The sequence below is a fragment of the Meiothermus taiwanensis WR-220 genome (assembly GCF_003568585.1).
GTDB classification, from domain to species: Bacteria; Deinococcota; Deinococci; order Deinococcales; family Thermaceae; genus Meiothermus; species Meiothermus taiwanensis.
In genome coordinates this window covers 1-23,089 of the sequence record NZ_CP021130.1, presented here as the reverse complement: position 1 = coordinate 23,089, position 23,089 = coordinate 1, and the positions used below count along the sequence as shown (strand labels likewise).

Below are 23,089 nucleotides of genomic sequence, written 5' to 3'. Positions count from 1 at the left end.
GGTGTGTTCTCGGATGCAAAAAGATAACCTTCTTTTTGAATCCGGTATGGCATTTGCAGATGGAAAAAGCCAGGGCCGGGAATTACCCCGGCCCGACAAAACGCAAGGGGTCTACTCGAGCCCTGCCAGCTTTCGGTTTTTAGCAATGTAGTCGTGCCACTGCTCGGGCACGTCTTCCTCAGGGTAGATGGCCGAGACTGGGCAGGCTGGCACGCAAGCCCCGCAGTCAATGCACTCGTCGGGGTGGATGTAGAACTGATCACCACCGTCGTAGATGCACTCCACCGGGCAGACTTCGACACAGGACTTATCCTTGGTGCCGATGCAGGGTTCAACAATCACATGGGGCATGGCTTTTTCCTCCGTTGACTGGGCTTGGGTTGCTGGGCAGAGCCACCAAACTGGTCTTTATTCTAAAGAATTTTGCAAGAAGTCAAGAGGCCCCACACCATCCGTAAGTGCTATTCTAAAAGCGTTTGGCCTGCAAAAGGCCAGCAAAACCCTTATGGATACTGGCCTGAGCCTAGACCCCGTCGAGTTTTTGAAAGGTGCGCTGGAGATCCCCTCGGTCTCGGGACAGGAGCGCGCGGTGGCCCAGTACCTGGCCGAGGGCATGAGAAAGCTGGGTTTTGCCAAAGCCTGGGTGGACGAGGCCGACAACGCCCGCGGTCAGATTGGCACGGGGCCGGTGCAGGTGGTGCTCCTGGGCCACATCGACACCGTGCCCGGCGAGGTACCGGTGCGCATCGAGGGCCAGAAGCTGTTTGGCCGCGGCTCGGTGGATGCCAAGGGGCCCTTTGTGACCTTCATTCTGGCCGCTGCCAGCCTCCCGCCGGAGGTCTTGCAGAAGCTCACCCTGCACCTGGTGGGGGCCACCGAGGAAGAGGTGCCCAGTTCCAAAGGGGCCCGCTACGTGGTGGACAAGCTCAAGCCCGACTACGTGGTGATCGGGGAGCCCTCGAGCTGGCAGGGCATCACCCTGGGCTACAAGGGCCGCCTGCTGGTGCGGGTGCGGCGCGAGAAGGACAACTTCCACTCGGCCCACCACGAGCCCAACGCCGCCGAGGAGCTCATCAGCTACTTTGTGAGCATCAAGGCCTGGGCCGAGGCCATGAACAGCGGCCAGGGGCCCTTCAACCAGGTGCAGTACAACCTGCGCGACTTCCGCATCGAACACCCCGACACCCGCCAGTTCGCCGAGATGAAGTTCGACCTGCGCCTCCCACCCCGCCTTTCGGTGGAAGAGGCCATCCGCCATCTTTCGGCCTACGCCCCGCCCGTTCTGGATCTCGACTTCTCCGGGCGCGAGGTGCCCTACGTGGGCCCCAAAGACACCCCCCTGACCCGCGCCCTGCGCATCGGCATCCGCCAGGCCGGGGGCGAGCCGGTGTTCAAATACAAAACCGGCACCTCCGATATGAACATCGTGGCCCCACACTGGAAGGTGCCCATGGTGGCCTACGGGCCGGGGGACTCCACCCTCGACCACACCCCCAACGAGCACGTGGAAATCCCCGAGTTTCTGAAGGCCATCGAGGCGCTGCGCCTTGCCCTCATCCGGCTGGCTAAGTAGCCGTACCAAAGCCCACCTGTCTTAGCGCCTCATACAGCCCAATTCCCACCGCCACCGCCAGGTTGAGCGAGCGCCCGCCCCTGCCTGGCATAGGAATGGTCACACTAGGAAAACGCTCCAATACCTCGCTGGGGAGCCCACGGCTTTCCGGCCCAAACAACAGGTAATCGCCGGGCTGGTAGCGCACCTCGCTGTAAAGCTGCGGCACCTTGCTGCTAAAGGCCCAGACCCGGCCAGCCGGGGGCAGGGTTTCCAGAAAAGCCCTCCAGGAGTCGTGGAGAACGTACTCCACCTCGGGCCAGTAGTCCAGACCGGCCCGCCGCAGTTTGGCGCTGTTCCACTGGAAGCCCAGCGGGCGGATCAGGTGCAGCTCGGCCCCGGTGGCCGCGCAGGTACGGGCGATGTTGCCAGCGTTCTGAGGGATTTCAGGTTGGTAGAGTACCACCTTGAACATAGCCCGAATTTATCGGGTTGGGCGGGCCTGTGGATCCACCAGATTAAGAAAGCTTGCTTCAGTTAAAGAGAAAATAAAGCAAAAGTAACGTAGTAATGTGCATTTTTGGGACACTTCCTTCCATGTCAATGCTACCTTCGTAAAGGTGATTGGAGTACACCCCGAAGTCGGGCTCTTGTTGCTGGCTGTGGCCTCCGGTCTAGCGCTTTGGTGGCCGGCCAGGACAGAACCGGTCTGGCGCTGGGCCAGTCTGGGAACGCTGCTCTGGGGCATGCAGGCCGCAGTCTGGCTCCTCGAGCGCCAGGGGGGCCTCGAGGCCTCCCTGACACCCTCCGGCGTCCTGTTGTTTGCCGCCGCCCTGACCTGGGCCGCCACCCTGCGCCAGCTGCGCCTGTACGAGCCCCCCCGCCTAAGCCTGGCCCTGCTACCCTTTGTGCTGGCCGCCCTGGTAACCGCCCTATCTGGTCTTCCAGACCGCTCTTCTCAGATGGTGTGGCTAACCGACCTGCTACCGGTGCTGCTGGCCCTACCCCTTCTGGAAGCAGCTTTGCACGGGCAGGCCGGTGAAAGCCGCCTGGTCTGGGGCCTAGGCCTGATCTTCAAGGCCGGGGGTAGCTGGGCCCTAGCGCTGGGCTGGCCCCCCAGCGGGTTTGTGTATCTGGTCTGGGCCCTGGGCTTCGTTCTGATCGGCTGGGGGGGCTACCTCGAGGCCACCGAGACCCGCCTGGGCAAGGGTTTGCTGGGGTTTGTGCTGGGGAGTTTGCTGGGCAGCCTGGTGCTGCTGGGATGGCCTTCCCAGGTTGTGCACCCGCTCCACAGCGCGGTCTTGGTGGGATGGGGCTATGTGGCGCTGGTCGCCCTGGGCGGCGTGGGCTGGGGGGTCTATCAACGGATTATCAAAGCCGAGCGGCAGCTCGAGCTCTGGATCAACCTGCTGGAGAGCCTCTCCACCAAAACCCAGTCCACCCAGAACCTCACGCCCCAAGGGGTGCTGCACAGCGTGATGGACGGACTCAGGCCCCTGTACGGCAACCTGGCGGGGATCGAGGTGCGCTCGGACGTGACCATCCGGGCAGGGCAGAGCGGCCCTTACGTCTACACCTTCGAGCTGGCCCTGGACACCCCTACCGAGGGACGGCTCTACTTCTCCAGCGCACCCAAAGACACCCGCAGGCTGGAAGCCCTGGCCCCTTTGCTCACCGAGCGGCTGCGACTCTCCCTGACCCTCAACGAATGGCGCAGCAAGGCCTATACCGACCCCCTGACGGGGCTTTTGAACCGCCGGGGTTTTGAGCGCCAGCTGCAGCGTCTGATTCGCCTGGCGGGTGAGCGCAACAAACCCATCACCCTGGCCCTGCTGGATCTCGACCGCTTCAAGCAGGTCAACGACACCTACGGCCACCCGGTCGGCGACAAGCTGCTCAAGCAGCTGGCCGAGGTGCTGCACAAAGCCAGCCGGAGCGACGACCTGGCGGTGCGGCTGGGGGGAGAGGAGTTTGCGCTGGTGCTATTCGGGGCCGACCTCGAGGACGCCTACCGGGTGCTGGAGCGCATCCAGAGCGAGGTGCGGGCCCTGCAGGTCAGCCCCATCGCCTGGCAGCTGAGCATCTCGGTGGGCCTGGCCGGTGGCGAAATCCCCGCTTCGATGGCCACCGTGCAGCGCTGGCTCGAGCAGGCCGACCAGGCCCTCTACAAAGCAAAACAAGCGGGCCGCGACCGAATTCACCCCGTCCTGATTGCAAAAGATTAGCCCAATTGGCGGTCTATAAACTACACAGGATTGCTCATTGCGGTCACCCCTGAAGCAAACCCTGCCCTGCACCCAGGCTTTGTGGAACCAGGTGGCGTGTCTTGGGGATACGGCAGGCTTTCTCCAGCTTCCCCCAGGATGGGATGGGTCGGTCTTCTTGCCAAAGTGTTCTGGTATTACTTCCGCAACAGCCGCACCACCTCAACCACCTGGGCCGGCTGGGGCTGCCCTGGGCTGGCCTGGCAGCGGGCTAAGTAGGCCTCCAGGATCTCCTCCCCCACCGAGTCCAGCGCACGCCTCACCCCGCTCAGGAGGGTCAGGATTTCCCGACACTCGCGGTCTTCCTCTACCATCTTCTGCAAGCCCCGCACCTGCCCTTCCAGGCGGCGCAGCCGGTGGATGATCCGGGTTTTATCCTGCACGTCAAAGCGAAGGTTCGGGGGTGCTTCAGGGGCGGCGGGCATGGGAAACGCTCCTTTATCGGACGGTGGGATACCCGCGGGCCATCCAGGCCTGAATGCCCCCGGTGACCAGGTTCAGATTCCGATAGCCCCGGGAGAACAGGTACTGCACAGCAACCCTGCTGCGGTTCTGGGTATTGCACTTGACGTAGACCACCCGATCCTTGGGGACTTTGCTCCACCATTGCTCAATCTGCTGCAAGGGCCAGTTAACCGCTCCGGGAACGTGCCCCTGGGCATACTCCTGCGGGGTGCGTACGTCGATCACAAAGCTTTTGGGGTCGGATAGCGCGCGGTAGAGGTCGTCCACAGTTACGACCTTGAAGCTCTGGGCCAGCCCCGACGAGGCCACCAGAAAAACCACCAGGCCGGCTATGGCCTTCATGCCACCACCCCAGCGCTGGCCTTAATGGCCGCCTCCACGAAGACCCGGTCGGACTGCCCGCCCAGGATGCGCTGCTGGGTCGCGCCGCTGATGATGGTGTCGGGCACCCCCGAGATGTTGTAGCGCCTCGAGAGCTGGGGGAACTCGCTGGCTTCCACCCCTTCGGCAATGATGTTGGGGTTGTGGTAGGCCAGCTTGTAGGTCGCCAGCACGGCCTGCGGGCAGTAGGGGCAGGTGGGGGTCACAAAGGCCTGCATACGCACCGGCGAGGCCACTTTTTGCAGATCGGCCTGCGACTTTTCCCCCAGCTTGCTCTCGCCGGTACCCAGCATCAGCAAGGTTTCGATCAGGGTGCTGAACTCGTAGCCAGCCGGCAGCCCCAAAAAGCGGATGTTGTTGCGCTCTGAGCCTTTTTCCCGCAGCAGAATGGTGGGTGCATAGCTCAGGCCCAAGGCCTGGGCCTCGGGGTCGGAGTGGATGGAGCGTTGTTCCAGGCTCAGGTGGGGGTTCAGGGCCACCACTTCCTTGAGCAGGCCCAGGGTTTCCTCCTGCAGCCCCACCTCCTGGCCGGGCAGCTCGAGGCCCGCGGTGGTAAAGACCACCACTTCCACAGGGGTTTTGATGGGGGCCAGCATCTCGCGCACCTGGGCTTGAATTTTCTCGTCTAGAAACATGATTTCTCCTTTGAGCGGGGTTTTATACCCCCACCGGTATACCTTCAGTATACCCCCAGGGGATATATTTCGCAAGAGCGGTTGACCCCTAGACTAAAAGCATGTGGGGTTGGTTCAAAAACCTGCTGGGGTTGGGGCCAAGGGTGCCCCGGATAAGCGCGCTGGAGGCCCAGGAGAAGCTCAAGGCCGGGGCTCTCCTGATCGACGTGCGCACCCCCCTCGAGCGCAAACTAAGCAAAATACCGGGCTCCCAGGGCCTGCCGCTGGCCGAGCTGGCCAGGCGCTGGGAAAGCCTGCCCAAAGACCGGCCCATCATCTGCTTTTGCGAGAGCGGCAGCCGCAGCCAGCAAGCCGCCGAGTTTCTGGCCGAGAAGGGCCTCGAGGTCTACAACCTGGCCGGGGGAATCTCGGCCTGGCAGGCCGCGGGGTTGCCGGTGAAAAAGGGGGATTTGCAGCGCTAGCCCACTGCGCTCAAACCCCCAGCCTATCGGCCAGGGCACGCACCGCCTGGGTGGTGGTGGGCGGCCCGTGCCCCACGTAGATCTTCTGGGCCTCGAGGCGGGCGATCCTGCGCACCGTGTGCCGGGCCTCCAGGGTGTCGTGGTTGACCATGGCCGGGGGAACCCAGGGGCCCCTCGCACCCACCCGCAGCGCGTCGGCAGCCAGCAAAACCCCCTCGCGCAGCAGGCCAATCTGACCGGGGGTATGGCCGGGCAGGTGCACCACCTGCCAGCTCAGCACTTCCGCGCCCTCTTCAACAGGCCTCAGGGCCTCTTTAGGTACCGGCCTGGGGCTGTTGGCAATCCAGTCGCCCAGCCAGGGAATGGGCGGAAAAGGTGGGCGGCGCGCTTCCCCGCTAATGAAGGGGATATCCAGCGGGTGGGCGTAGATGGGCAGCCCGTAGCGCTCCCAGAGCATCCGGGCCCCGCCCACGTGGTCGAGGTGGTGGTGGGTCAGCAGCATAGCCACCGGCCTGCGCCCCCCCAGGTGCCGCAGCAGCCTTTGGTTCTCCTGCGGCATGCCGGAGTCCACCAGTAATAAACCCTCCGGCGTGTCCAGCAAGTACAGGTTGGCGGTCAGCGAAAAAACTTGCATCAAGGCTTTATTGCTTCGCCAACGGTCTGAAGCGAAACCCCCATCTCGGCTAAAGCCGCCCGGATGGCCGCAGCGTCAATGCCGGCCTCGCGGTGCATGCGGGGGATGGAGCCGTGATCAAAGAAGACATCCGGCAGGCCCAGCACCCGGATATCGGGTTTCAGGCCCAGTTCGTTGAGGGCCTCCAGCACCGCACTGCCAAACCCCCCCATCTTCTGGTGGTCTTCGGTGGTAACCAGCTTGTAGCCCTCCAGGGCCAGCGCCTCCAGCATCCCCTTGTCCACCGGCTTGAGGAAGCGGGCGTTGATAACGCCAATCTCGGGGTGATCCTGGGCGGCCTCGAGGGCGTACTTGAGCGTCTTGCCAAAGGCCAGGATATAGGCCTTGGAGCCCTCCTTCAGCACCTCCCAGCGGCCCCACTCGATCTCGGGCCAGGCCCCCTCGGGGGCTTTCTCCACGTTGTCGCGGGGGTAGCGGATGGCAATGGGCCCGCCCAGTTCCAGGGCCTTCTTGAGCATGGCCCGAAGCTCCAGGGCATCCTTGGGGGCGGCAATCTGCACGTTGGGCACGGTGCGCAGGTAGGCGATGTCGAAAACCCCGTTGTGGGTGGCCCCGTCACCCCCCACAATCCCGGCCCGATCCACCGCAAACACCACCGGCAGGTTCTCGATGGCAATGTCGTGGATGATCTGGTCGTAGGCCCGCTGCATAAAGGTCGAGTAGATGGCCAGCACCGGCTTGAGGCCCCGCAGGGCCATGCCCGCCGCCACCGTGGCCGCCACGTCCTCGCAGATGCCGGTGTCCAGGTAGCGCTCGGGGTGGGTCTGGGAGTACTTTACCAGCCCCGAACCCTCGCGCATGGCCGGAGTGATCACAAAAAGCCGGGGCTCCCGATAGGCCAGCTCGGTCACCGCGTCGCCGAAGGCCGCCGACCAGGAGTAGCCCTTGCTCACCTTCTCGGGTTTCTGGGGGTTGAAGCCGGGCGGCCCGTGCCAGTAGATGGGGTCTTCCTCGGCCACCCCGTAGCCCTTGCCCTTCTGGGTCACGATGTGCAGCAGGGTGGGGCCGTCGAGTTCTTTGATCTGCTCGAGGATGTGAATCAGGCCCGGCAGGTCGTGCCCGTCCACCGGCCCCACGTAGCGAATGCCCCAGGCGTAGAAGGGGTTCTCCTGGTGCAGCATCAGCTTGGCGGCCTCCTTGGCCCGGTCTACTAGATTGAAAAGCCGGGGCGAGATGCCCTCCAGCACCTGCTTACCCCACTTCTGGGTGTCCTGTACCCATTTTTTGGTCTGGTACTCCCTAAAGTAGCGGTTGAGGGCCCCCACGTTCTCGGAGATGGACATCTCGTTGTCGTTCAGAATTATCAGCAGCTTGGGCTTGCGCTCGCCGATTACGTTGAGCGCGGCCAGGGCCATGCCGCCGGTCAGGGCCCCGTCGCCGATGATGCCCACTATGTGGTAGTTTTCGCCCAGGGTATCGCGGGCAATGGCCATGCCCAGGGCATTGGCCAGCGAGGTAGAGGCGTGGCCTACCGTAATGGCGTCGTGCTCGCTCTCCGAAACCTTGGTAAAGCCCGAGATGCCCCCTTCCTGGCGGATGGTGTGGAAAACCTCCTTACGCCCGGTCAGGATTTTGTGGGCGTAGGCCTGGTGGCCCACATCGAACAAGAGGCGATCCCGGGGCGAGTCAAAGACCCGGTGCAAAGCCACAATCAGCTCCACCGCCCCCAGCGAGGAGGCCAGGTGGCCGCCGTTCTGGGCACACACCCGGATAATCTCGCTGCGCAGTTCCTGGGCCAGTTGCAGCAGCTCTTCTTGCGAGAGGGTTTTGAGGTCTTGCGGCTGGTTGACCTTTTGCAATATCACAGGCGCCTCCCAAAACGACCCGGCGATGACCCGACCGCCGCGTGCATCCTGTTCTAAACTCTAGGGGTTTGTGGGTCTGTTGCAGTACCCCAGGGAACAAAGGGGCCTATTTGAAGTTGCGGTCAATCAGCGAGAGCCCGCCCTGGTCGCCAAAGTTCACCGAGCTGTAGATCTCGCCCACCCCAGGGTAAAACCAGATCTCGAAGCCCTCACGCAGGCTGGGGTTCCGGGGGTCGCGCACCTCCCAGGCGATGCGGAAAACCTCGAAGCTGCCCGCCGGTACGGTCACGTTGGACTTGCCCAGCACCGTGTAGGTATAGTCCAGCATCCGGTCGCTCACCCGGGTCACGTTGTTGCCCGTGCGCAGCTCGATGACCTCGCGGGTCTGGCCGCCCCAGCGGGCCCCCACCACCAGGCTGGCCTGGGGCGGGTATTCCTGGATGGGGGGGGTGTAGCGGGTCACCTGGAGCCGGCCGAAGTCTTCCATACCCAAAAGCCGCACCCCGCTGGCGTCCACCTGGCGGTAGTAGGAGCGCTCGAGGCCCCGCCCGCTCAGGCGGTAGCGGATGGCCGGCTGGCCTTCAAAGGTGGAGGGGCCCAGCACCGATAAACGCACCGGCGGGTCGCCGATGGAAGCCCGGGGCGGCAGGTAAATCCAGTCCAGTCCCGGCTGGGATGGGTAGAAGCCCACCGGGCCCTGAATGAGGGCGGTGTTGGTCTGGGGTTCGGTAGCACGGGGGGCGCAGGCCCCCAGAAGCAGCAGTAGCAGCAGGGCAATTCGTTGCATCGCCCCAATTTACCCCCGGGTGAGGGGGGATGGATGTAAAACCTCGCGCAATTCGATTAAGAGCTGCGGCAGCTCGGCCAGGGCCAGGGGCTCCTCCGAGCCTGAGACCAGCAACAGCTCGGCCCCCAGGCGCTCGAGGTATTCCACACCCCGCTCAAAGCCCCGCGTAAGCTCGTGGTGGCGCACCAGCAGGCGGTCGCGGGTGGGGCCTTGGGTGCTGGGCTTGGCTAAGAAGCGCTCGAGCTCGGCCAGTTGCGGCAGCAACTTACCCAGGTTCCGCCCGTACTGCTGGGCCTCTTTGAGCGCATCGCGCAGATGGGGCAGCCGCCTCCCCTGCCGCTCAATCTCGGCCAGGGCCGCCTGTAGCCGGTGAGCCTGCTCTTCTTGCGCTGGTGGCAGGTTCCGGCTGGCCCCAAACACCCAGACCAAAAGCCCCACCGCCAGCAACAAGAGCATCAGCTCCAACAGGGCAATACCGGCCATGTTGCCTTAAGAGTACAGCCCCCTTCGCAAAGTGCAAAACCGCCCAGGCGTCCGGGCTTGGGGCTCAGCCGACTTTTCCCGTCAAAGCCCTTAGGCCATCCCCAGTTCACGCTTGAGGCGGGCCAGGTCTTCTTCCACCTCTTTATTGCTGCCCAGGCGCTCGAGCTCCTTCTCCACATCGCTTTTGTCCATTTCCAAAAGGGCCGCGTGTTTGTCCTCCATGGCCTCGATGCGGCGCTCCATGTCTTCGAAGGCCTCCAGCGCGCTGTGGGCGTCCACCTTGGACTCGAACCTGCGCACCGTCTCGGCGGCCTCCACGCCCTTCTTGCGGGCAATGAGCAGGGCTTTTTTGGCCTCGGACTCCTGAATTTTGCCCTCCAGGGCCTTGAGCTGGGTGGTGAGCTGGTTGACCAGGGTCTGTTGCTGGGCCACTTGCTGGGCAAAGCCATCGGCCAGGGCCTGGGCCTGCTGCTTGCGCTTGAGGGCCTCGCGGGCCAGGTCTTCACGCCCCGCCTTGAGGGCCTCGGCGGCTTTTTGCTCCCAGGCCCGGGCCTGCTCGGCGTAGCTTTGCTGCTCGCGCTCGAGCTTCTTCAGCTCGGCCATGGCCTCGGCCACCTCCATCCGGGCCTCGCGCAGGGTGGCCCGCATGTCTTCCAAGGCCTGCTCGATGATTTTTTCCGGGTCTTCGGCCCGCTTAATCAGATCGTTGATATTGGCCCGAATCAGGCGCGAAAGCCGGTCGAGAATACCCATACTTGTCCCTCCTGCAACCCAGTGTAGCGCACCCCCACCCCCCTCACAACCTCCACCGCACGCAAAGCCGGGATCAAACGGCGAAACGCCCGCCCACTGGGTGTGCTATCCTCGAGGCATGGCCGCCGCATTGCCCGAGGAGATCAACAAAAAACTCGAGGCCTTCAAGCGCATCAAAGGGCGCAGGTGGGTCAAAGAGCTTGAAAAAATCCTTGACGAGGCCGTGAAGCTTTCCAACTGGGACGCCGAGGTGCGCAAAGCCGGAGCCAAGGCCAGCAAAATTAGCGACCAGCAAGCCGTACAAATGGCGGTGGAAGCTGTGCGAAAAGCCCGTAAAAAACAGTGAGGGTAGTCCTCGACACCAACATCTACATTTCTACTCTCATTGCCCCTGCGTCCCGCGTAGCCCGGGTGTACTGGGCCTGGCGGAGCGGCCAGTTTACCCTCCTCACCTCCAGGGCACAGCTTGCTGAGCTGCGTCGCGTAAGCCGTTACGCCAAGTTCAAAGATATTATCCGGCCTGCCCAAGCCGGGGCAATGATCAACACCCTCAAGGCCAGAGCCGAGCTGGTGCCGCACGGTAAAGCCAAACCCTTGTCACAAGACACCGACGACGACCTGATACTGCTTATTGCCACCGAAGGCAAAGCCAACTACCTGGTTAGTCTGGACGAAGAGCACGTCTTATCCCTAAAAAAAGTGGGAAAAACCCGGATAATCCGCCCCGAGCAACTGATGAAGCTATTGGAATAGCAGAAAACCCACCAGTTCCCACCCTCACGCTGGCACACGGAAGCATTCTTCCTCGCCGCGCCAAGCCACGAAGTTTGGCTTTGTTGCAATCCCCTTACGGGGCTTTTTGTTTGCGACATGTCACGCGGGCGGCAGAACACATCGCGGCGGCGGTCGGGTTGCAATCCCCTTACGGGGCTTTTTGTTTGCGACTGGCCGATATCCGCCAAGCACGGATGTAGAGGCAAGGTCAGTGTTGCAATCCCCTTACGGGGCTTTTTGTTTGCGACCCAAGCGTGAGGGGTGTTTGTTATGCGTAAACCCAAGTTGCAATCCCCTTACGGGGCTTTTTGTTTGCGACAGCATACCCCGTTAAACGCCGTGCTGTACAGGGGTGCTGGAGGGGGTATTTATGAGAAAGTGGAGTTATCCACAGCTCCCCTGTGGATAACTGGGGTAAAAAGTGCGTTTTTTGCGATGAGGGCTTACTTTTCCACGCTTTTAGATTTTTTGTGGCGTGGGTTTGCCTTTTTCATCGCAAAAGCTGGCTTTCAAAGTGCGCTATCGAACTGCTCGACGGGAGCATTATAGCATTTTGCGCAAAACAGAATGGGTTATTTGGTGAAAGTGCTTCCGTGATGTTCTGGACTGGTTTCGGGTTGAGTTTGGTGTGGGGTGGGTGCGATCGCGCAGGCATTTTTGGCAGGCGGTGTCGGGCGGGGGCGTGTGGGGGTAGTATTTGGGCATGGTTGCCGATCTTTCTCCGGCCCAGGTGCGGGCGGCCATCCAGCAGTACCTGCTGGAGGCGCTGCCCAAGCCCGAAGCGGCCACCCGCCTCGAGCTGGCCCAGTTTGCCCGGATGCTGCGCGACTACCCCGAGCGCGGCGGCAAGATGCTGCGGGGTACGCTGCTGGTGTACACCGGGCTGGCCTATGGGGCTTCGCTGGAAGAGGTTTTGCCCGTTGCGGCGGCGCTCGAGCTTTTCCAGAACTGGGCCCTGATTCACGACGACATCGAGGACGCCTCCGACGAACGGCGCGGCAAGCCGGCTTTGCACAAGCTGTACGGGGTGCCGCTGGCCCTCAACGCCGGCGATGCCCTGCATGCGCGGCAGTGGGCCCTGCTGGTGGAGGCGGGGGCTTCCCGGGGGGTGTTGCTCGAGTTTGTGCACATGGTGGAGCAAACCGCCCAGGGCCAGCACCTGGAGATGAGCTGGATGGAGGGGCAGCGCTTCGACCTGGGCGAGGCGGACTACCTGGAGATGGTGGGCCAGAAGGCCGCCTACTACACCGCGGTAGCCCCGCTGCGGCTGGGGGCGCTGGCTGCCGGGGCAGAGCCGCCCGCCGCCTTCACCGAGGCGGGGATGAAGCTGGGGATCGGGTTCCAGATTGTGGACGACGTGCTCAACCTGATGGGCGACCCCGCCAAGTACGGCAAAGAGATCGCCGGCGACCTTTGGGAGGGCAAGCGCACCCTTATTTTGCTGCGCTTTTTGCAGCAGGCCAGCCCCGAGGAGCGCCGCCGGGCCGAGGCCCTTTTGCGCATTCCTAGGGAGCAAAAGCCGGCCCCGGAGGTGCAGTGGCTGCACCAGCGGCTGTTGCAGTCGGGGGCGGTGGCCCATGCCCAGCAGGTGGCCGAGCGGCTGCTGGCCGAGGGGCTGGAAGCCCTCGAGCCGGTGCTGCGCGGGGCCCCACGGGGCGCTTATGGGGCGCTGGTGCTGGAAATCCTGCAAAGCCTGGTGCGGCGGGAGGCCTGAGAGCACCCATGGTAATCCAGTCCAGGTTTGCTAGTGCTATAAAAAGTATACTACCGGCATGGAGCCCAAGCCCTTTGAAATTGGCCTCTACACCTTTGTAGAAAACACCCCCGACCCCTACACCGGTCGGCTTCTAGACCCTGCCCAGCGCATGCAGGACTTGCTCGAGCAGGCCCAGCTGGCCGACCAGGTGGGGCTGGACGTGTTTGCGGTGGGCGAGCACCACCGCGAGGAGTACCTGGCCTCGGCCCCGGCGGTCATCCTGGCGGCCATTGCCGGGCGCACCCAGCGCATCCGGCTCTCGAGCGCCGTCACCGTGCTCAGCTCCGACGACCCGGTGCGGGTCTTCCAGCAGTTTGCCACCCTGGATCTGCTCTCGGGGGGCCGGGCCGAGATTATGGCGGGTCGGGGCTCTTTTATCGAGTCGTTCCCGCTGTTTGGCTACAACCTCGACGATTACGACGAGCTGTTTGAAGAGAAGCTCGAGCTTCTGCTGAAAATCCGCGAGCAGGAGCGCGTCACCTGGAGCGGCCGGTTCCGCCCCGCCCTGCACGACCAGGCGGTCTATCCCCGTCCGGTGCAGAACCCCCTACCGGTCTGGGTGGCGGTGGGCGGCACGCCGCAGTCGGTGGTGCGCGCGGCCAGCCTGGGCCTGCCCATGGCTCTGGCCATCATCGGCGGGATGCCCGAGCGCTTTGCCCCCCTCTTCGAGCTTTACCGCCAGACCGCCCAGCGGCTGGGCCACGCCCCCCAGCCCCTTTCCATCAACTCGCACGGCTTTATCGCCGATGACCCCCGGGAGGCCCTCGAGCTGGCCTACGCCAGCAGCAGCTACATCATGAACCGCATCGGACGCGAGCGCGGCTGGCCCCCCCAGAGCCGCGCCCAGTACGAAGGCTCCACCGGCCTGCGCGGGGCCAACTTTGTGGGCCACCCCGAGCAGATCATCGAGAAAATCCTGTTCCAGCACGAAATTTTCGGTCACCAGCGCTTCTTGCTCCAGCTCACCGTGGGCACCCTCCCGCACCGCAAGGTTCTGCGGGCTATCGAGCTTCTAGGCACCGAGGTAGCGCCGGTGGTGCGGAAGGAGATCGCCTCCAGAAGCAAGGCAAGCGTTGCCACGACCTGAACGCTTCAGCGCCGCACCACCAGGGCCACCCCCAGGGCGGCCAGGCCCATCCCCAGCAGGGCCAGCCCCCCGAGCCGCTCGCCAAACAGAAAATAGGCTTCCAGCGCGGTGGCCGGGGGCACCAGGTAAAACAGGCTGGCCACGCGGCTGGCCGAGTTGTGCCGGATCAGGTACATCAGGAGCAGAATGGCCCCCACCGAGAGCACCAGAACCAGCCAGGCCATGGCCAGGATGAACTGCGGCGTCCACTGGATCTGCATGGTCTCGCCAAAGAGCAGGGCTAAAACAAACAACCCCACCGCCGCCGCCAGGTACTGCACCACCGTCCCGCCGATAAGGGGCATCTGTACGGCAAAGCGCTTCTGGTACAGCGTGCCCAGCGTGGTGGAGAACAGGGCCAGAACGATGGCCGCAAAGGCCGAGGGCTCGATGGGCAGAACTCGAGCGCCCAGGGCCTTCTCCCCCACCACCAGCCCCACCCCCACAAAGCCCAGCAGCAGGCCGGCCCACTGCACCATACCCACCCGTTCGCGCAGCAGCGGCTGGGCCAAAAGAGCGGTCAGGATGGGCTGCAAGCCCACAATCAGGGCCGCCAGCCCGGCGGGCATCCCCCGCGAGATGGCAAAAAACACCCCGCCCAGATAGCCCGCGTGCAGCAGCAGCCCCGAGACCCCGATGTGCAGGTTCAGGGCCCAGCCCCTGGGCCAGGCCGAGCGCAGCAGCCCGGCCAGCGCCGTCAGCAGCCCCGCCACAATCAGCATCCGCACCCACAAAAAGGTGAAGGGCTCGGCGTAGGGCAGCCCAAACTTGGCCCCCACGAAGCCGGTGCTCCACAGCAGCACAAAGATAATCGGGGCCCAAAAAGCAAGCCTCATAAACCCACCGAGCGCAGCAGCCATAGGGCCAGCAGCCCCACCCCAATGGTAAGCAGCGCGTTCTTGAAACGCCAGGCCACCAACGCGGCAACCAGCCCGGCCCACAGCTCGGGGTGCGCCAGCCCAGCCCACTGGCCGTTTTTTGTAAGCAAGGCCGGGAAGACCAGCCCGGCCAGGGTTGCGGCAGGTACGTAGCGCAGGCCTTGCTGCACCAGCGAGGGCAACCTGAAACGCTCGAGGAGGGTCATGGGGTAGTAGCGCACCGCGAAGGCGATCAGGGCAAGCCCCAGGATGTTAAGCCAGATATCGAGCGGGGTCATGTTCTACAGGAAAAAGCGGTCGTGCTCTGAAGTGGTGGGGGGTTTTGCTCTGTTATGGCCCTTTTTTCATCTCCTTCAGGGCATCTTCCCACGCCGGGCCCCTCTTGCGGTTTTCCAGCCACACCCCCGCCGCAATACCCGCGAGGGCGCCAATAAACAGCCCCAAGCGGTAGGGCAGGCTGACCAGGGCGGTGGCCACCAGGCCGCCCACCAGGGCGGCGGCCAGGCTGGGGCGGTCGCGCAGGGCAGGGATCAGGAGCACCATAAAACTCAGTGGAATGGCGAACTCGAGGCCCCAGCCTTCGGGAACCCGCGCCCCCAGCAGCGCACCAATGTAGGTGCTGCCCACCCAGGCGATATACTGCGGCACCCCTCCGCCCAGAAAGTACCACGGCGTGAACCTAGGGCCCAATCGTTGGTGGCGCTCCATGGTGAGGGCGAAGTTCTGATCCACCATCAGGAAGGCCGCCAGGGGTTTGAGCCAGCCCCGGAAGGGTGCCAGGTGCCGGGCAATGGCCGAGGAATACATCACATAGCGCAGATTCACCACCAGCCCGGCCAGCAGCACCAGGGGAATCGCCGCCCCCGAATGCATTAGCTGCAGTGCGACCAACTGTGAGGCCCCTGCGAACACCAGGGCCGACATAAGGGTGATCTCAAGGACGTTCAGCCCCGCCTTGAGCCCGGCGAGGCCGGTGACCAGGCCGAAGGGGATCACCCCGATGGTCATCGGCATTACCTCCAAAAAACCCCGCCAGAAGGCATCTTTCGGGCTGTTCAGGGGAGGGCTCACCACCCCGCCTCCTTCTGCTTTGGGTTGGAGCCACACAACATGGTAACGACCCGCTGGACTTCCTGGGACGTCTCGCGGAGCATTGGCTTAATGCAGCGGCTGACCTTTAGGGGGCGTTGGGTTGGCAGGTGGTGTGGCATGGCTGGGGCTCCCGACTCGAGGCCCTCCGACCTCTAAAAGCTGTTGTATCACGGTTTACGGCTTGGCGCAAAACCCGCCAATCTGCTACCTCAACGGGCAGCAGGGCATCGGCAACCCTTTCATCTCGCGGTTTCCAGCCTGACCCCTACGGTGGTGCGCGGTTTGAATCCAGGCAAACTGGGGTTCAAAAAGCGCCCTGCCTCGCCATCGTTCAGCAAAAAGCGCCTGAAAAAAGCGGTGGCAAAATGCTTGACCAGGTCGTGGGCGCGCTCCATGTCCCACACCGGCTCAAAGCAGCGCCAGTAGTCCTCTTCCCTACCCCGCACCTCGGGGGGACATTCGACAAAAGGATTGTGCTGGGCAGCAACCAGGGTCAGGAGGTACTTATCCTGCGAACCCGCCTGCCGGAAGTACTCCAGCGCATCGCGCCGGTAAGTGGCCACATCGTCGGCCTCGCCCGCCGCTACGAACAAAGGAACCTTGAGGTTTGCCAGCGAGCGGGCCCCTACCCAGGGCTGGCCGTAGGGGGCCATGGCAAACACCGCCTTGATGCGGGGATCAGGCTGAGCAATCCTGGCACCGCGCTGGGCCTCGAGCTGGGCAAAGAAGGGCAGAGCAAAACAGGGCCCCTCGTTGTTGCTGGCCCGGCAGTATTCGCCCAGGGCCGCACCATCCAACCCCGCCCCGGCCGCATTGATCACGCTGTAACCACCGTAGCTGTAGCCCAGCAGCCCCACGTTGCTAGCATCAGCGCTCGGAATCTGCTGGGCTACCGCGCCAATGGCAAACAGTATATCCAGCGGCCTGTCCACGATGCTGCTGATGTAGTTTGGCTGGGTCAGGGTCTGGTAGGTCGAACCGGGGTGGTCGAGCGCGGCCACCACAAAGCCCCGGCTGGCCAGGTGCTCATTCAGGTAAGCAAACTGAAAGCGGGTGCCGGGCTGACCGTGCGAGGCCACAATCAGTGGGAACCTGCCACTGGCGGGCGCGGCATCCCGGTTGGCGCGCCCGGCAATCCGAACCGGGGTCTGGCCGATCGCGCTTTGGTAGACCGTATTTTGTTGAACTCCGCTGGCAGGGTACCAAACCTCAACGGTAATGCTTCGGTTTTGACGGCTTGGGTCGGTGAGTTGCAGGGTTCTGACCCCCACCACCGCGCTGCCTCGAGCCGCCAGGGGCGGGGCATCCGGGCGTTCCACGCTTGCTCCTTGGGTCATCGCTAGGCTGCTGCACCACAGCAGCACCACCAGGCTCTTCAGTATTACCCGCATGCATTCCTTCCGGCTTCAGCTAACCCGCTCCACCCGGATCATGTTGGTGGTACCCCGCACCCCAAAGGGCACCCCAGCGGCAATCACCACATACTCGCCCACCTCGGCCAGGCCGGTCTCTTTGGCTTTAGCCACGGCAATCTGCACCATGTCATCGGTGTCTTTGGGGTCGGGGGCCAGCAGGGGCAGCACATCCGAAACCAGGGCCAGCTGGTTGCGCACGTGGGGGTTGGGGGTCAGGGCCAGAATCGGCACCGGGGGCCGGGTGCGGGCCACCCGGCGGGCCGCCCCGCCGCTGGAGGTAAACACCACCACGGCCTTGGCCCCGGTGGACTCCACCACATCGTCCACAGCCCGAGCGATGGCGTCCTGCACGGTGCGGGTGGCCGGCGGGCGCAGGGCGTTGAGACGGTCTTTGTACTCCTGGGTGGCCTCGATGGTTTTGGCCACCCGGGTCATGAACGAGACTGCCTCGACGGGGTACTGACCGGCAGCGGTCTCGGCTGAAAGCATCACCGCATCGGTACCATCGAAGATGGCGTTGGCCACGTCCGAGGCTTCGGCGCGGGTGGGGCTGGGGTTTTTAATCATCGACTCCAGCATCTGGGTGGCGGTAATTACGGCCTTGCCGGCCTGCACCGACTTGAGGATGATGCGCTTCTGCACCGCCGGCACCTCCTCCAGCGGCATCTCCACCCCCAGGTCGCCGCGGGCCACCATAATGCCGTCGGCCTCCTCCAGGATCTCGTCGAAGCGGGCCACCGCGCTGGGCTTCTCGATCTTGGCCATCAGCCGGGCGCGGGAGTTGTGGCGGGTCAGGTAGTGACGGGCCAGCAGCAGATCGTCGCGGCTGCGTACGAAGCTAATAGCCACCCAGTCCACCTCGAGCTCGGCCCCCAAGGCGATATCGTCGATGTCTTTATCGGTTAGGGCCGGAATTGAGAGGTCGGCGCCGGGGATGTTGATGCCCTTGTTGTTGGACAGCCGCCCCCCCACCAGCACGGTGGTGTGGATGTCGTTGATCCGCACCTCATCGACACGCAGCCGGATGTTCCCGTCGTCCAGGAGCAAAATCTGTCCTGGGGTCACATCGTTGGGCAGGCCCCGGTAGGTGGTCGAGACCCGGGTTTCATCCCCCTCGACAGGCTCAGAGGTGATGATGAACTTCTGCCCGGCCTGCAGCTCCACCGCCCCCTCGCGAAAGCGACCACAGCGAATTTTGGGGCCCTGCAGGTCTTGCAGGATGGCCACGGTACGGCCGAGGGCGCTCGAGGCCTCCCGGATCATCTGCACCGAGGCCCGGTGATCCTCGGGCACGCCATGCGAAAAGTTGAGGCGAAAAACATCGACGCCGGCCGCGATCAGGGCCCGGATCACCTCAGGCGAACGCGAGGCAGGCCCTAGGGTGGCCACAATTTTGGTTCGTTTCAAGAGTCCCATAGTCTCATCTCGGGCTGGCCTGCAGCCTCATTTTTTGAAGGCCTCAAACCCCAGGAAGCGCGCCCCTGCGCCCAGCTCCTCCTCGATGCGTAAAAGCTGGTTGTACTTGGACAGGCGATCCGAGCGGCTGGCCGAGCCGGTCTTGATCTGGCCGGCATTGACCGCCACAGCGATATCGGCGATGGTGTTATCCTCGGTCTCCCCCGAGCGGTGCGAGAGGATGGTGGTGTAGCCCGAGCGGTGGGCCAGCCGGATGGCCTCCAGGGTCTCGGAGAGGGTGCCGATCTGGTTAACCTTGACCAGGATGGAGTTCCCCACCCCCATCTCGATACCGCGCTTCAGAATGGCCGGGTTGGTCACAAACAGGTCGTCGCCCACAAGCTGGATGCGCCGGCCCAGCCGCTCGGTCAGGAGCTTCCAGGTCTCCCAGTCGTCCTCGGCCAGCCCGTCCTCGATGGAGACGATGGGGTATTGGTTGACCCAGTTTTCCCAGTAGGCCACCATCTCCGGGCCGGAGAGCGACTTACCGTCGGCCTCGAGCACGTAGCGGCCCTCCTGGTAAAACTCCGAGCTGGCTGGGTCGAGGGCGAGGGCGATCTCCTGGCCGGGCTTGTAGCCGGCCTTCTCGATGGCCGTAAGCAGCACCTCCACCGCCTCCTCATTGGACTTGAGGTCGGGGGCAAACCCTCCCTCGTCCCCCACGTTGGTGTTGTAGCCCTTGGCCTTCAAAACCGACTTGAGGGCGTGGAAGGTCTCAACTCCAGCCCGCAGGGCCTCCGAGAAGGTGGGCAGGCCAGCCGGCACCAGCATGAACTCCTGGAAGTCTACGTTGTTGTCGGCGTGCTTGCCCCCGTTGATTACGTTCATCAAGGGCACCGGCAGGGTCACCCCCTGCACCCCCCCCAAGTAGCGGTAAAGCGGCAGGCCCAGCCCGCTGGCCGCCGCATGGGCCGTGGCCAGCGAAACTGCCAGGATGGCATTGGCCCCCAGGTTGCCTTTGTTGGGGGTGCCGTCGAGCTCGAGCATGGTTTTATCCACGGCCTCCTGATTGAGCGCATCCAGCCCAATCACCTCGTCGGCGATGCGCTCGTTGATAGCCGCCACCGCCCGCAGCACCCCCTTACCCCCAAAGCGGGGCCCGCCATCCCGTAGCTCCACCGCTTCGTGGGCCCCGGTGGAGGCACCCGAAGGCACCATGGCCCGCCCGCGGGCCCCTGACTCCAGCACCACCTCGGCCTCGACGGTGGGATTGCCGCGTGAATCCAGTACTTCGCGTCCTTTGATTTCAACAATTGTGGTCATTGGTTTGTGCCTCCTCGCTGGAAACGCTTCTATTTCCCGCAACCGCTTAAGAGTCTACACCTCGAGGCCTGGAATGCCGCCACATTGGTTACACCACCAGCGATACTCTGCACTGCCTTAAACCCGCAGGGGAACCACCACCGCCAGGTAGCCGCTGTCCTCCACCGCCTGTAGCAAGCTGGGGCTGGTCGTGCCGGATAGTTTGATCCGCACCGCCCCCTCGATGGGGGCCAGGGCATCTATCAGGAACTGGGCGTTGTAAGCTACCATCAGCTGGGGTTCACCCGAAGCCTCTATGCTAAGCTCTTCCCTACCCCGGCCATAATCGCTCTCGGCATCAATATCAAGCCTGTTGTTATTAAACAGAAGATTGACGCGGTGGTTGTTGCGATCCGAGAGCACCGCTACCCGCTTCAGGCTCTCACGCAAGGCCTCGGCCTGCAAGGTGGCCTCCAACACAAAACTTTGCGGAATAACCCGCCCATAGTCAGGGAACTCACCCTCCATCAACTTCACCGACATTCGAACCGCCTCGCCCACCAGCGTCAGGGTGCCCTCGGCCACCGCCAGGGCCACCTCACCTTGGGCATCCTTGAAAACCCGCACGATCTCATCGGCGCTCCGGGCCGGGATAACCAGCTTGCGGGGTTGAAGCTGCATGGGTAGGTCGTAGCAGGCCAGGCGGTAGCCATCGGAGGCCACCGCACGCAGGCTGGTAGGAGACATCTCGAGCTGCACCCCACGGAAGATGGCCCGGTACTCCTCGGTGCTGGCAGCGTAGCGCACACGGGTGATGGCCTGGGCTAGACGGGCGGCGGCGATTTTTTCAACACCTGGCGGGCCAAACGATAGCTCGGGGTAACCGTCTGGACTGGTGGTGGAAAGCTGGGTATTAAAGGCCCCCGAGTGCAGTTCTAAGCGCTCCCCGTTCCCAAAGATTAATTCCACCAGTTCCCCTGGGGCGCTGCGCACAATCTGTGTGAAGGTCTGAGCCATTATCAGCACCTGACCCCTGCCCCGTACCTCAGCAGGTAGCTTAACCTCGATGTCCACCTCGCCGTTGGTACCCCGCAGAATTAGGCCTTGTTCGGAAAGTTCGACGGGTAAATAGGTCAGGATGGGGTTGGAGCTGCGGCTGGGAATAATCCGCTCTAGAATGGATAGTCCTTCGGCAAGGGTACGTTTGGGGATGCGAACTTCCACGCTGGCCTCCATGCTGGGCTATCTGGTCGGGGCAACCGCCCCGGTCAGCCCAGATATTCTAACAGTCAACCCACCAAACGATTGAAGCCAGTTTGCAGAATGCCATCATCCCATTTAAGGGGTTTGAACCAAACAGCGGGTTAGTGGGGCCGTTTTTAAACTACTCCTTCTTGTTTTTAAAAATTTTTAAGATTAGTACTAGTAGTAGTAGGGGCTGTGGATATGTGGATAAGGCTGAATTAAGGCCCATTGGTATCGAATTAAGCCTGTGGATAAAAGGTGTGGAGAATTGTGAATAAGCTGTGGATAAGCTGTGGAAAAATGGGGCACTTATCCACAGGCTCGGTGCGGACGCATTTATCCACAGGTATATCCACAGGGTTATCCACAGGTTATCCACAGGGTTATCCACAGGCTAAATTAATTTATCCACAGCCTCGAGCTTGCCGATTATGTTGTTCAAATAATTTGACTCGCTGAGCGCGATAACCTCAGCGCAGGCGTTCCCGGATGCTTTTGAGGGCCTGTTGAAGGCTGGGTTCGGTATCCAGGCTCTCCTGGATCTTTTGGATGGCGTATAGCACCGTGGTGTGGTCTCGTCCATCGAAGAACTGTCCGATTTCTGGCAGGGAAGCGTGGGTCATTTCGCGGATCAAATACATGGCAATTTGACGAGGGATCACGACCTCCTTACGCCGGCCCGCGCCGCGTATTTCCTCCGGCCTAAGATTGTAGTGTTCGGCTACGGCTTTGAGGATTTCTTCTGGGGCCAGCCCGCTCTCGGAGGCCGCAAACACGTCGGATAAGGCCTTGACGGCCACCGCTTTGCTGAGTTGTACACCATTGAGGGAAGCATAGGCAATTACCCGCATGAGGGCACCCTCGAGCTCGCGGATGTTGGAGGTAATTTGTTTGGCGATGTACTCTAGCACCTCCTCGGGAACGCGCATGTTGCGGTACTCGGAGTTCATCTTGAGGATGGCTACCCGGGTCTCGAGGTCGGGAGGCTGTATATCGGTAATCAAGCCCCACTCAAAGCGGCTGCGCAGACGGGCCTCGAGGGTCAGGATATCTTTGGGCGGTCGGTCTGACGAAAGAATAATCTGCTTGCGGGCCTCGTAGAGGGCGTTAAAGGTATGGAAGAACTCTTCCTGGGTTCGTTCCTTGCCGGCAATAAACTGTATATCGTCTACCAACAGCAGATCCACCGAGCGGTAGCGGTCGCGGAACTCGGTCATACGATCTTCGCGGATGGCATTGATAAGTTCGTTGGTAAAAGTTTCGGTGGAAACGTATTCAATCTTTTTGTCGGGGAAACGCTGGGCTACCGAGTGCCCAACAGCATGCATTAGGTGGGTTTTGCCCAATCCTACGCCGCCATAGATGAATAAGGGGTTGTATGCGTTGCCGGGGGACTCTGCGACTGCGACAGCCGCAGCATGGGCGAGGTTGTTGTTTTGCCCCACCACAAAGTTCTCGAAGATGTACTTGGGGTTGAGCCGGGCGCGTGCCTCTTGGGGCTTGCTGGGAGTGGATGCGGAAAAAATATCTTCCTGGACGGGTTTTCCTGGAATTACTTTGAGTTCGAAGCGAGGTGCCTGGGCTCCCAGACGGGCCAGGGCCTCGGTCAGCAGCTCGGCGTAGTGATCCTCAATCCAGCCCTTGAAGAAGCTGGTAGGAACACCCAGCTCGAGCGAGCCGTTGACCACCCCCAACGGTTGAATCTTCTCGAACCAGGTGTGGTACTCCACCTCCGTGATGCTTTGGCGCACGTACTCGAGTACATTCTGCCAGACAGTGTTTTGGGTCAAGGCCACTCCTCCCCTATACAAGTTTGTACATTTTAC

General features: G+C 62.7%; 25 protein-coding genes. 7 read left to right on the top strand and 18 right to left on the bottom strand.

The window, feature by feature from the left end; translation table 11 throughout:
- Positions 1-111: 111 nt before the first annotated feature.
- Positions 112-351: a ferredoxin gene (locus MTAI_RS00125; RefSeq protein ID WP_027877285.1), complete on the bottom strand. Its 240-nt coding sequence runs from the start codon at positions 349-351 to the stop codon at positions 112-114.
- A gap of 154 nt (positions 352-505) precedes the next feature.
- Between MTAI_RS00125 and MTAI_RS00120 the strand changes: the two genes are divergently transcribed.
- On the top strand, positions 506-1,573 hold the full coding sequence (locus MTAI_RS00120; protein WP_027888206.1) for a [LysW]-lysine hydrolase: 1,068 nt from the start codon (positions 506-508) through the stop codon (positions 1,571-1,573).
- On the opposite strand, the gene MTAI_RS00115 is transcribed toward MTAI_RS00120, so the two are convergent.
- Complete coding sequence (locus tag MTAI_RS00115) at positions 1,566-2,027, bottom strand: tRNA (cytidine(34)-2'-O)-methyltransferase (RefSeq protein ID WP_027888205.1); 462 nt, start codon at positions 2,025-2,027, stop codon at positions 1,566-1,568. The two genes, MTAI_RS00120 and MTAI_RS00115, sit on opposite strands and share 8 nt — an antisense overlap.
- A gap of 145 nt (positions 2,028-2,172) precedes the next feature.
- On the opposite strand from MTAI_RS00115, the gene MTAI_RS00110 reads away from it, so the two are divergent.
- Complete coding sequence (locus tag MTAI_RS00110; RefSeq protein WP_131455648.1) at positions 2,173-3,777, top strand: GGDEF domain-containing protein; 1,605 nt, start codon at positions 2,173-2,175, stop codon at positions 3,775-3,777.
- A 176-nt stretch (positions 3,778-3,953) separates the two neighbouring features.
- On the opposite strand, the gene MTAI_RS00105 is transcribed toward MTAI_RS00110, so the two are convergent.
- The 3 genes from MTAI_RS00105 to pdo are packed head-to-tail and all read right to left on the bottom strand — an operon-like array spanning position 3,954 to position 5,297.
- On the bottom strand, positions 3,954-4,241 hold the full coding sequence (locus MTAI_RS00105) for a metal-sensitive transcriptional regulator (protein WP_027888204.1): 288 nt from the start codon (positions 4,239-4,241) through the stop codon (positions 3,954-3,956).
- Between the two features lie 13 nt (positions 4,242-4,254).
- Entirely contained in the window at positions 4,255-4,623 is a 369-nt protein-coding gene (locus MTAI_RS00100; protein ID WP_027888203.1) for a rhodanese-like domain-containing protein, read from the bottom strand.
- The gene (pdo, locus tag MTAI_RS00095; protein ID WP_187388564.1) at positions 4,620-5,297 is read right to left on the bottom strand and encodes a protein disulfide oxidoreductase; all 678 of its coding nucleotides are present in this window, start codon (positions 5,295-5,297) and stop codon (positions 4,620-4,622) included. The genes MTAI_RS00100 and pdo overlap by 4 nt, the downstream gene beginning before the upstream one ends.
- 101 nt (positions 5,298-5,398) lie before the next feature.
- On the opposite strand from pdo, the gene MTAI_RS00090 reads away from it, so the two are divergent.
- On the top strand, positions 5,399-5,758 hold the full coding sequence (locus MTAI_RS00090; RefSeq protein WP_027888201.1) for a rhodanese-like domain-containing protein: 360 nt from the start codon (positions 5,399-5,401) through the stop codon (positions 5,756-5,758).
- A 10-nt stretch (positions 5,759-5,768) separates the two neighbouring features.
- On the opposite strand, the gene MTAI_RS00085 is transcribed toward MTAI_RS00090, so the two are convergent.
- The 5 genes from MTAI_RS00085 to MTAI_RS00065 all read right to left on the bottom strand — a co-directional run bounded on the left by MTAI_RS00085 (position 5,769) and on the right by MTAI_RS00065 (position 10,280).
- Complete coding sequence (locus tag MTAI_RS00085; RefSeq protein WP_027888200.1) at positions 5,769-6,392, bottom strand: MBL fold metallo-hydrolase; 624 nt, start codon at positions 6,390-6,392, stop codon at positions 5,769-5,771.
- On the bottom strand, positions 6,392-8,257 hold the full coding sequence (dxs, locus tag MTAI_RS00080) for a 1-deoxy-D-xylulose-5-phosphate synthase (RefSeq protein ID WP_027888199.1): 1,866 nt from the start codon (positions 8,255-8,257) through the stop codon (positions 6,392-6,394). The genes MTAI_RS00085 and dxs overlap by 1 nt, the downstream gene beginning before the upstream one ends.
- Positions 8,258-8,363: 106 nt before the next feature.
- Positions 8,364-9,044, bottom strand: coding sequence for a hypothetical protein (locus MTAI_RS00075; protein ID WP_027888198.1), 681 nt, complete (start codon positions 9,042-9,044; stop codon positions 8,364-8,366).
- A 9-nt stretch (positions 9,045-9,053) separates the two neighbouring features.
- A complete protein-coding gene (locus tag MTAI_RS00070; RefSeq protein ID WP_027888197.1) occupies positions 9,054-9,527 on the bottom strand; it encodes a hypothetical protein in 474 nt (157 codons plus the stop codon).
- Between the two features lie 90 nt (positions 9,528-9,617).
- On the bottom strand, positions 9,618-10,280 hold the full coding sequence (locus MTAI_RS00065) for a PspA/IM30 family protein (RefSeq protein WP_027888196.1): 663 nt from the start codon (positions 10,278-10,280) through the stop codon (positions 9,618-9,620).
- A gap of 118 nt (positions 10,281-10,398) precedes the next feature.
- On the opposite strand from MTAI_RS00065, the gene MTAI_RS00060 reads away from it, so the two are divergent.
- The 4 genes from MTAI_RS00060 to MTAI_RS00045 all read left to right on the top strand — a co-directional run bounded on the left by MTAI_RS00060 (position 10,399) and on the right by MTAI_RS00045 (position 13,897).
- A complete protein-coding gene (locus MTAI_RS00060; protein ID WP_027888195.1) occupies positions 10,399-10,626 on the top strand; it encodes a hypothetical protein in 228 nt (75 codons plus the stop codon).
- On the top strand, positions 10,623-11,033 hold the full coding sequence (locus MTAI_RS00055) for a putative toxin-antitoxin system toxin component, PIN family (protein ID WP_027888194.1): 411 nt from the start codon (positions 10,623-10,625) through the stop codon (positions 11,031-11,033). Before MTAI_RS00060 ends, MTAI_RS00055 begins: the two co-directional genes overlap by 4 nt.
- A 724-nt stretch (positions 11,034-11,757) precedes the next feature.
- Complete coding sequence (locus MTAI_RS00050; protein ID WP_027888193.1) at positions 11,758-12,768, top strand: polyprenyl synthetase family protein; 1,011 nt, start codon at positions 11,758-11,760, stop codon at positions 12,766-12,768.
- Between the two features lie 58 nt (positions 12,769-12,826).
- On the top strand, positions 12,827-13,897 hold the full coding sequence (locus MTAI_RS00045; protein ID WP_027888192.1) for an LLM class flavin-dependent oxidoreductase: 1,071 nt from the start codon (positions 12,827-12,829) through the stop codon (positions 13,895-13,897).
- A gap of 5 nt (positions 13,898-13,902) precedes the next feature.
- On the opposite strand, the gene MTAI_RS00040 is transcribed toward MTAI_RS00045, so the two are convergent.
- The 8 genes from MTAI_RS00040 to dnaA all read right to left on the bottom strand — a co-directional run bounded on the left by MTAI_RS00040 (position 13,903) and on the right by dnaA (position 23,053).
- A complete protein-coding gene (locus MTAI_RS00040) occupies positions 13,903-14,772 on the bottom strand; it encodes a DMT family transporter (RefSeq protein ID WP_027888191.1) in 870 nt (289 codons plus the stop codon).
- Positions 14,769-15,092, bottom strand: coding sequence for an AzlD domain-containing protein (locus MTAI_RS00035; protein ID WP_027888190.1), 324 nt, complete (start codon positions 15,090-15,092; stop codon positions 14,769-14,771). The genes MTAI_RS00040 and MTAI_RS00035 overlap by 4 nt, the downstream gene beginning before the upstream one ends.
- A 52-nt stretch (positions 15,093-15,144) precedes the next feature.
- On the bottom strand, positions 15,145-15,885 hold the full coding sequence (locus tag MTAI_RS00030) for an AzlC family ABC transporter permease (protein WP_027888189.1): 741 nt from the start codon (positions 15,883-15,885) through the stop codon (positions 15,145-15,147).
- 260 nt (positions 15,886-16,145) lie between these two features.
- Positions 16,146-17,297, bottom strand: coding sequence for an alpha/beta hydrolase family protein (locus tag MTAI_RS00025; RefSeq protein ID WP_223299540.1), 1,152 nt, complete (start codon positions 17,295-17,297; stop codon positions 16,146-16,148).
- Positions 17,298-17,312: 15 nt separating this feature from the next.
- Entirely contained in the window at positions 17,313-18,737 is a 1,425-nt protein-coding gene (gene pyk / locus MTAI_RS00020) for a pyruvate kinase (protein ID WP_027888187.1), read from the bottom strand.
- Positions 18,738-18,764: 27 nt separating this feature from the next.
- Positions 18,765-20,039 (bottom strand): phosphopyruvate hydratase, encoded by a 1,275-nt coding sequence (gene eno, locus MTAI_RS00015; RefSeq protein WP_027888186.1) that lies wholly within the window; start codon positions 20,037-20,039, stop codon positions 18,765-18,767.
- Between the two features lie 117 nt (positions 20,040-20,156).
- On the bottom strand, positions 20,157-21,242 hold the full coding sequence (dnaN, locus tag MTAI_RS00010; RefSeq protein ID WP_027888185.1) for a DNA polymerase III subunit beta: 1,086 nt from the start codon (positions 21,240-21,242) through the stop codon (positions 20,157-20,159).
- Between the two features lie 491 nt (positions 21,243-21,733).
- Positions 21,734-23,053, bottom strand: a complete 1,320-nt coding sequence (gene dnaA / locus MTAI_RS00005) for a chromosomal replication initiator protein DnaA (protein ID WP_027888184.1) — start codon at positions 23,051-23,053, stop codon at positions 21,734-21,736.
- Positions 23,054-23,089 lie beyond the last annotated feature (36 nt).

What these genes read in the sequence shown, in the direction of transcription:
- MTAI_RS00125 (WP_027877285.1), bottom strand. Translation starts at nt 351, where the DNA reads ATGCCCCATGTGATTGTTGAACCCTGCATCGGCACCAAGGATAAGTCC.
- pyk (WP_027888187.1), bottom strand. Translation starts at nt 18,737, where the DNA reads ATGGGACTCTTGAAACGAACCAAAATTGTGGCCACCCTAGGGCCTGCC.
- eno (WP_027888186.1), bottom strand. Translation starts at nt 20,039, where the DNA reads ATGACCACAATTGTTGAAATCAAAGGACGCGAAGTACTGGATTCACGC.
- MTAI_RS00040 (WP_027888191.1), bottom strand. Translation starts at nt 14,772, where the DNA reads ATGAGGCTTGCTTTTTGGGCCCCGATTATCTTTGTGCTGCTGTGGAGC.
- MTAI_RS00025 (WP_223299540.1), bottom strand. Translation starts at nt 17,297, where the DNA reads ATGCGGGTAATACTGAAGAGCCTGGTGGTGCTGCTGTGGTGCAGCAGC.
- MTAI_RS00050 (WP_027888193.1), top strand. Translation starts at nt 11,758, where the DNA reads ATGGTTGCCGATCTTTCTCCGGCCCAGGTGCGGGCGGCCATCCAGCAG.
- MTAI_RS00105 (WP_027888204.1), bottom strand. Translation starts at nt 4,241, where the DNA reads ATGCCCGCCGCCCCTGAAGCACCCCCGAACCTTCGCTTTGACGTGCAG.
- MTAI_RS00070 (WP_027888197.1), bottom strand. Translation starts at nt 9,527, where the DNA reads ATGGCCGGTATTGCCCTGTTGGAGCTGATGCTCTTGTTGCTGGCGGTG.
- MTAI_RS00100 (WP_027888203.1), bottom strand. Translation starts at nt 4,623, where the DNA reads ATGAAGGCCATAGCCGGCCTGGTGGTTTTTCTGGTGGCCTCGTCGGGG.
- MTAI_RS00075 (WP_027888198.1), bottom strand. Translation starts at nt 9,044, where the DNA reads ATGCAACGAATTGCCCTGCTGCTACTGCTGCTTCTGGGGGCCTGCGCC.
- MTAI_RS00115 (WP_027888205.1), bottom strand. Translation starts at nt 2,027, where the DNA reads ATGTTCAAGGTGGTACTCTACCAACCTGAAATCCCTCAGAACGCTGGC.
- MTAI_RS00065 (WP_027888196.1), bottom strand. Translation starts at nt 10,280, where the DNA reads ATGGGTATTCTCGACCGGCTTTCGCGCCTGATTCGGGCCAATATCAAC.
- MTAI_RS00120 (WP_027888206.1), top strand. Translation starts at nt 506, where the DNA reads ATGGATACTGGCCTGAGCCTAGACCCCGTCGAGTTTTTGAAAGGTGCG.
- MTAI_RS00090 (WP_027888201.1), top strand. Translation starts at nt 5,399, where the DNA reads ATGTGGGGTTGGTTCAAAAACCTGCTGGGGTTGGGGCCAAGGGTGCCC.
- pdo (WP_187388564.1), bottom strand. Translation starts at nt 5,297, where the DNA reads ATGTTTCTAGACGAGAAAATTCAAGCCCAGGTGCGCGAGATGCTGGCC.
- MTAI_RS00045 (WP_027888192.1), top strand. Translation starts at nt 12,827, where the DNA reads ATGGAGCCCAAGCCCTTTGAAATTGGCCTCTACACCTTTGTAGAAAAC.
- MTAI_RS00035 (WP_027888190.1), bottom strand. Translation starts at nt 15,092, where the DNA reads ATGACCCCGCTCGATATCTGGCTTAACATCCTGGGGCTTGCCCTGATC.
- MTAI_RS00060 (WP_027888195.1), top strand. Translation starts at nt 10,399, where the DNA reads ATGGCCGCCGCATTGCCCGAGGAGATCAACAAAAAACTCGAGGCCTTC.
- MTAI_RS00085 (WP_027888200.1), bottom strand. Translation starts at nt 6,392, where the DNA reads ATGCAAGTTTTTTCGCTGACCGCCAACCTGTACTTGCTGGACACGCCG.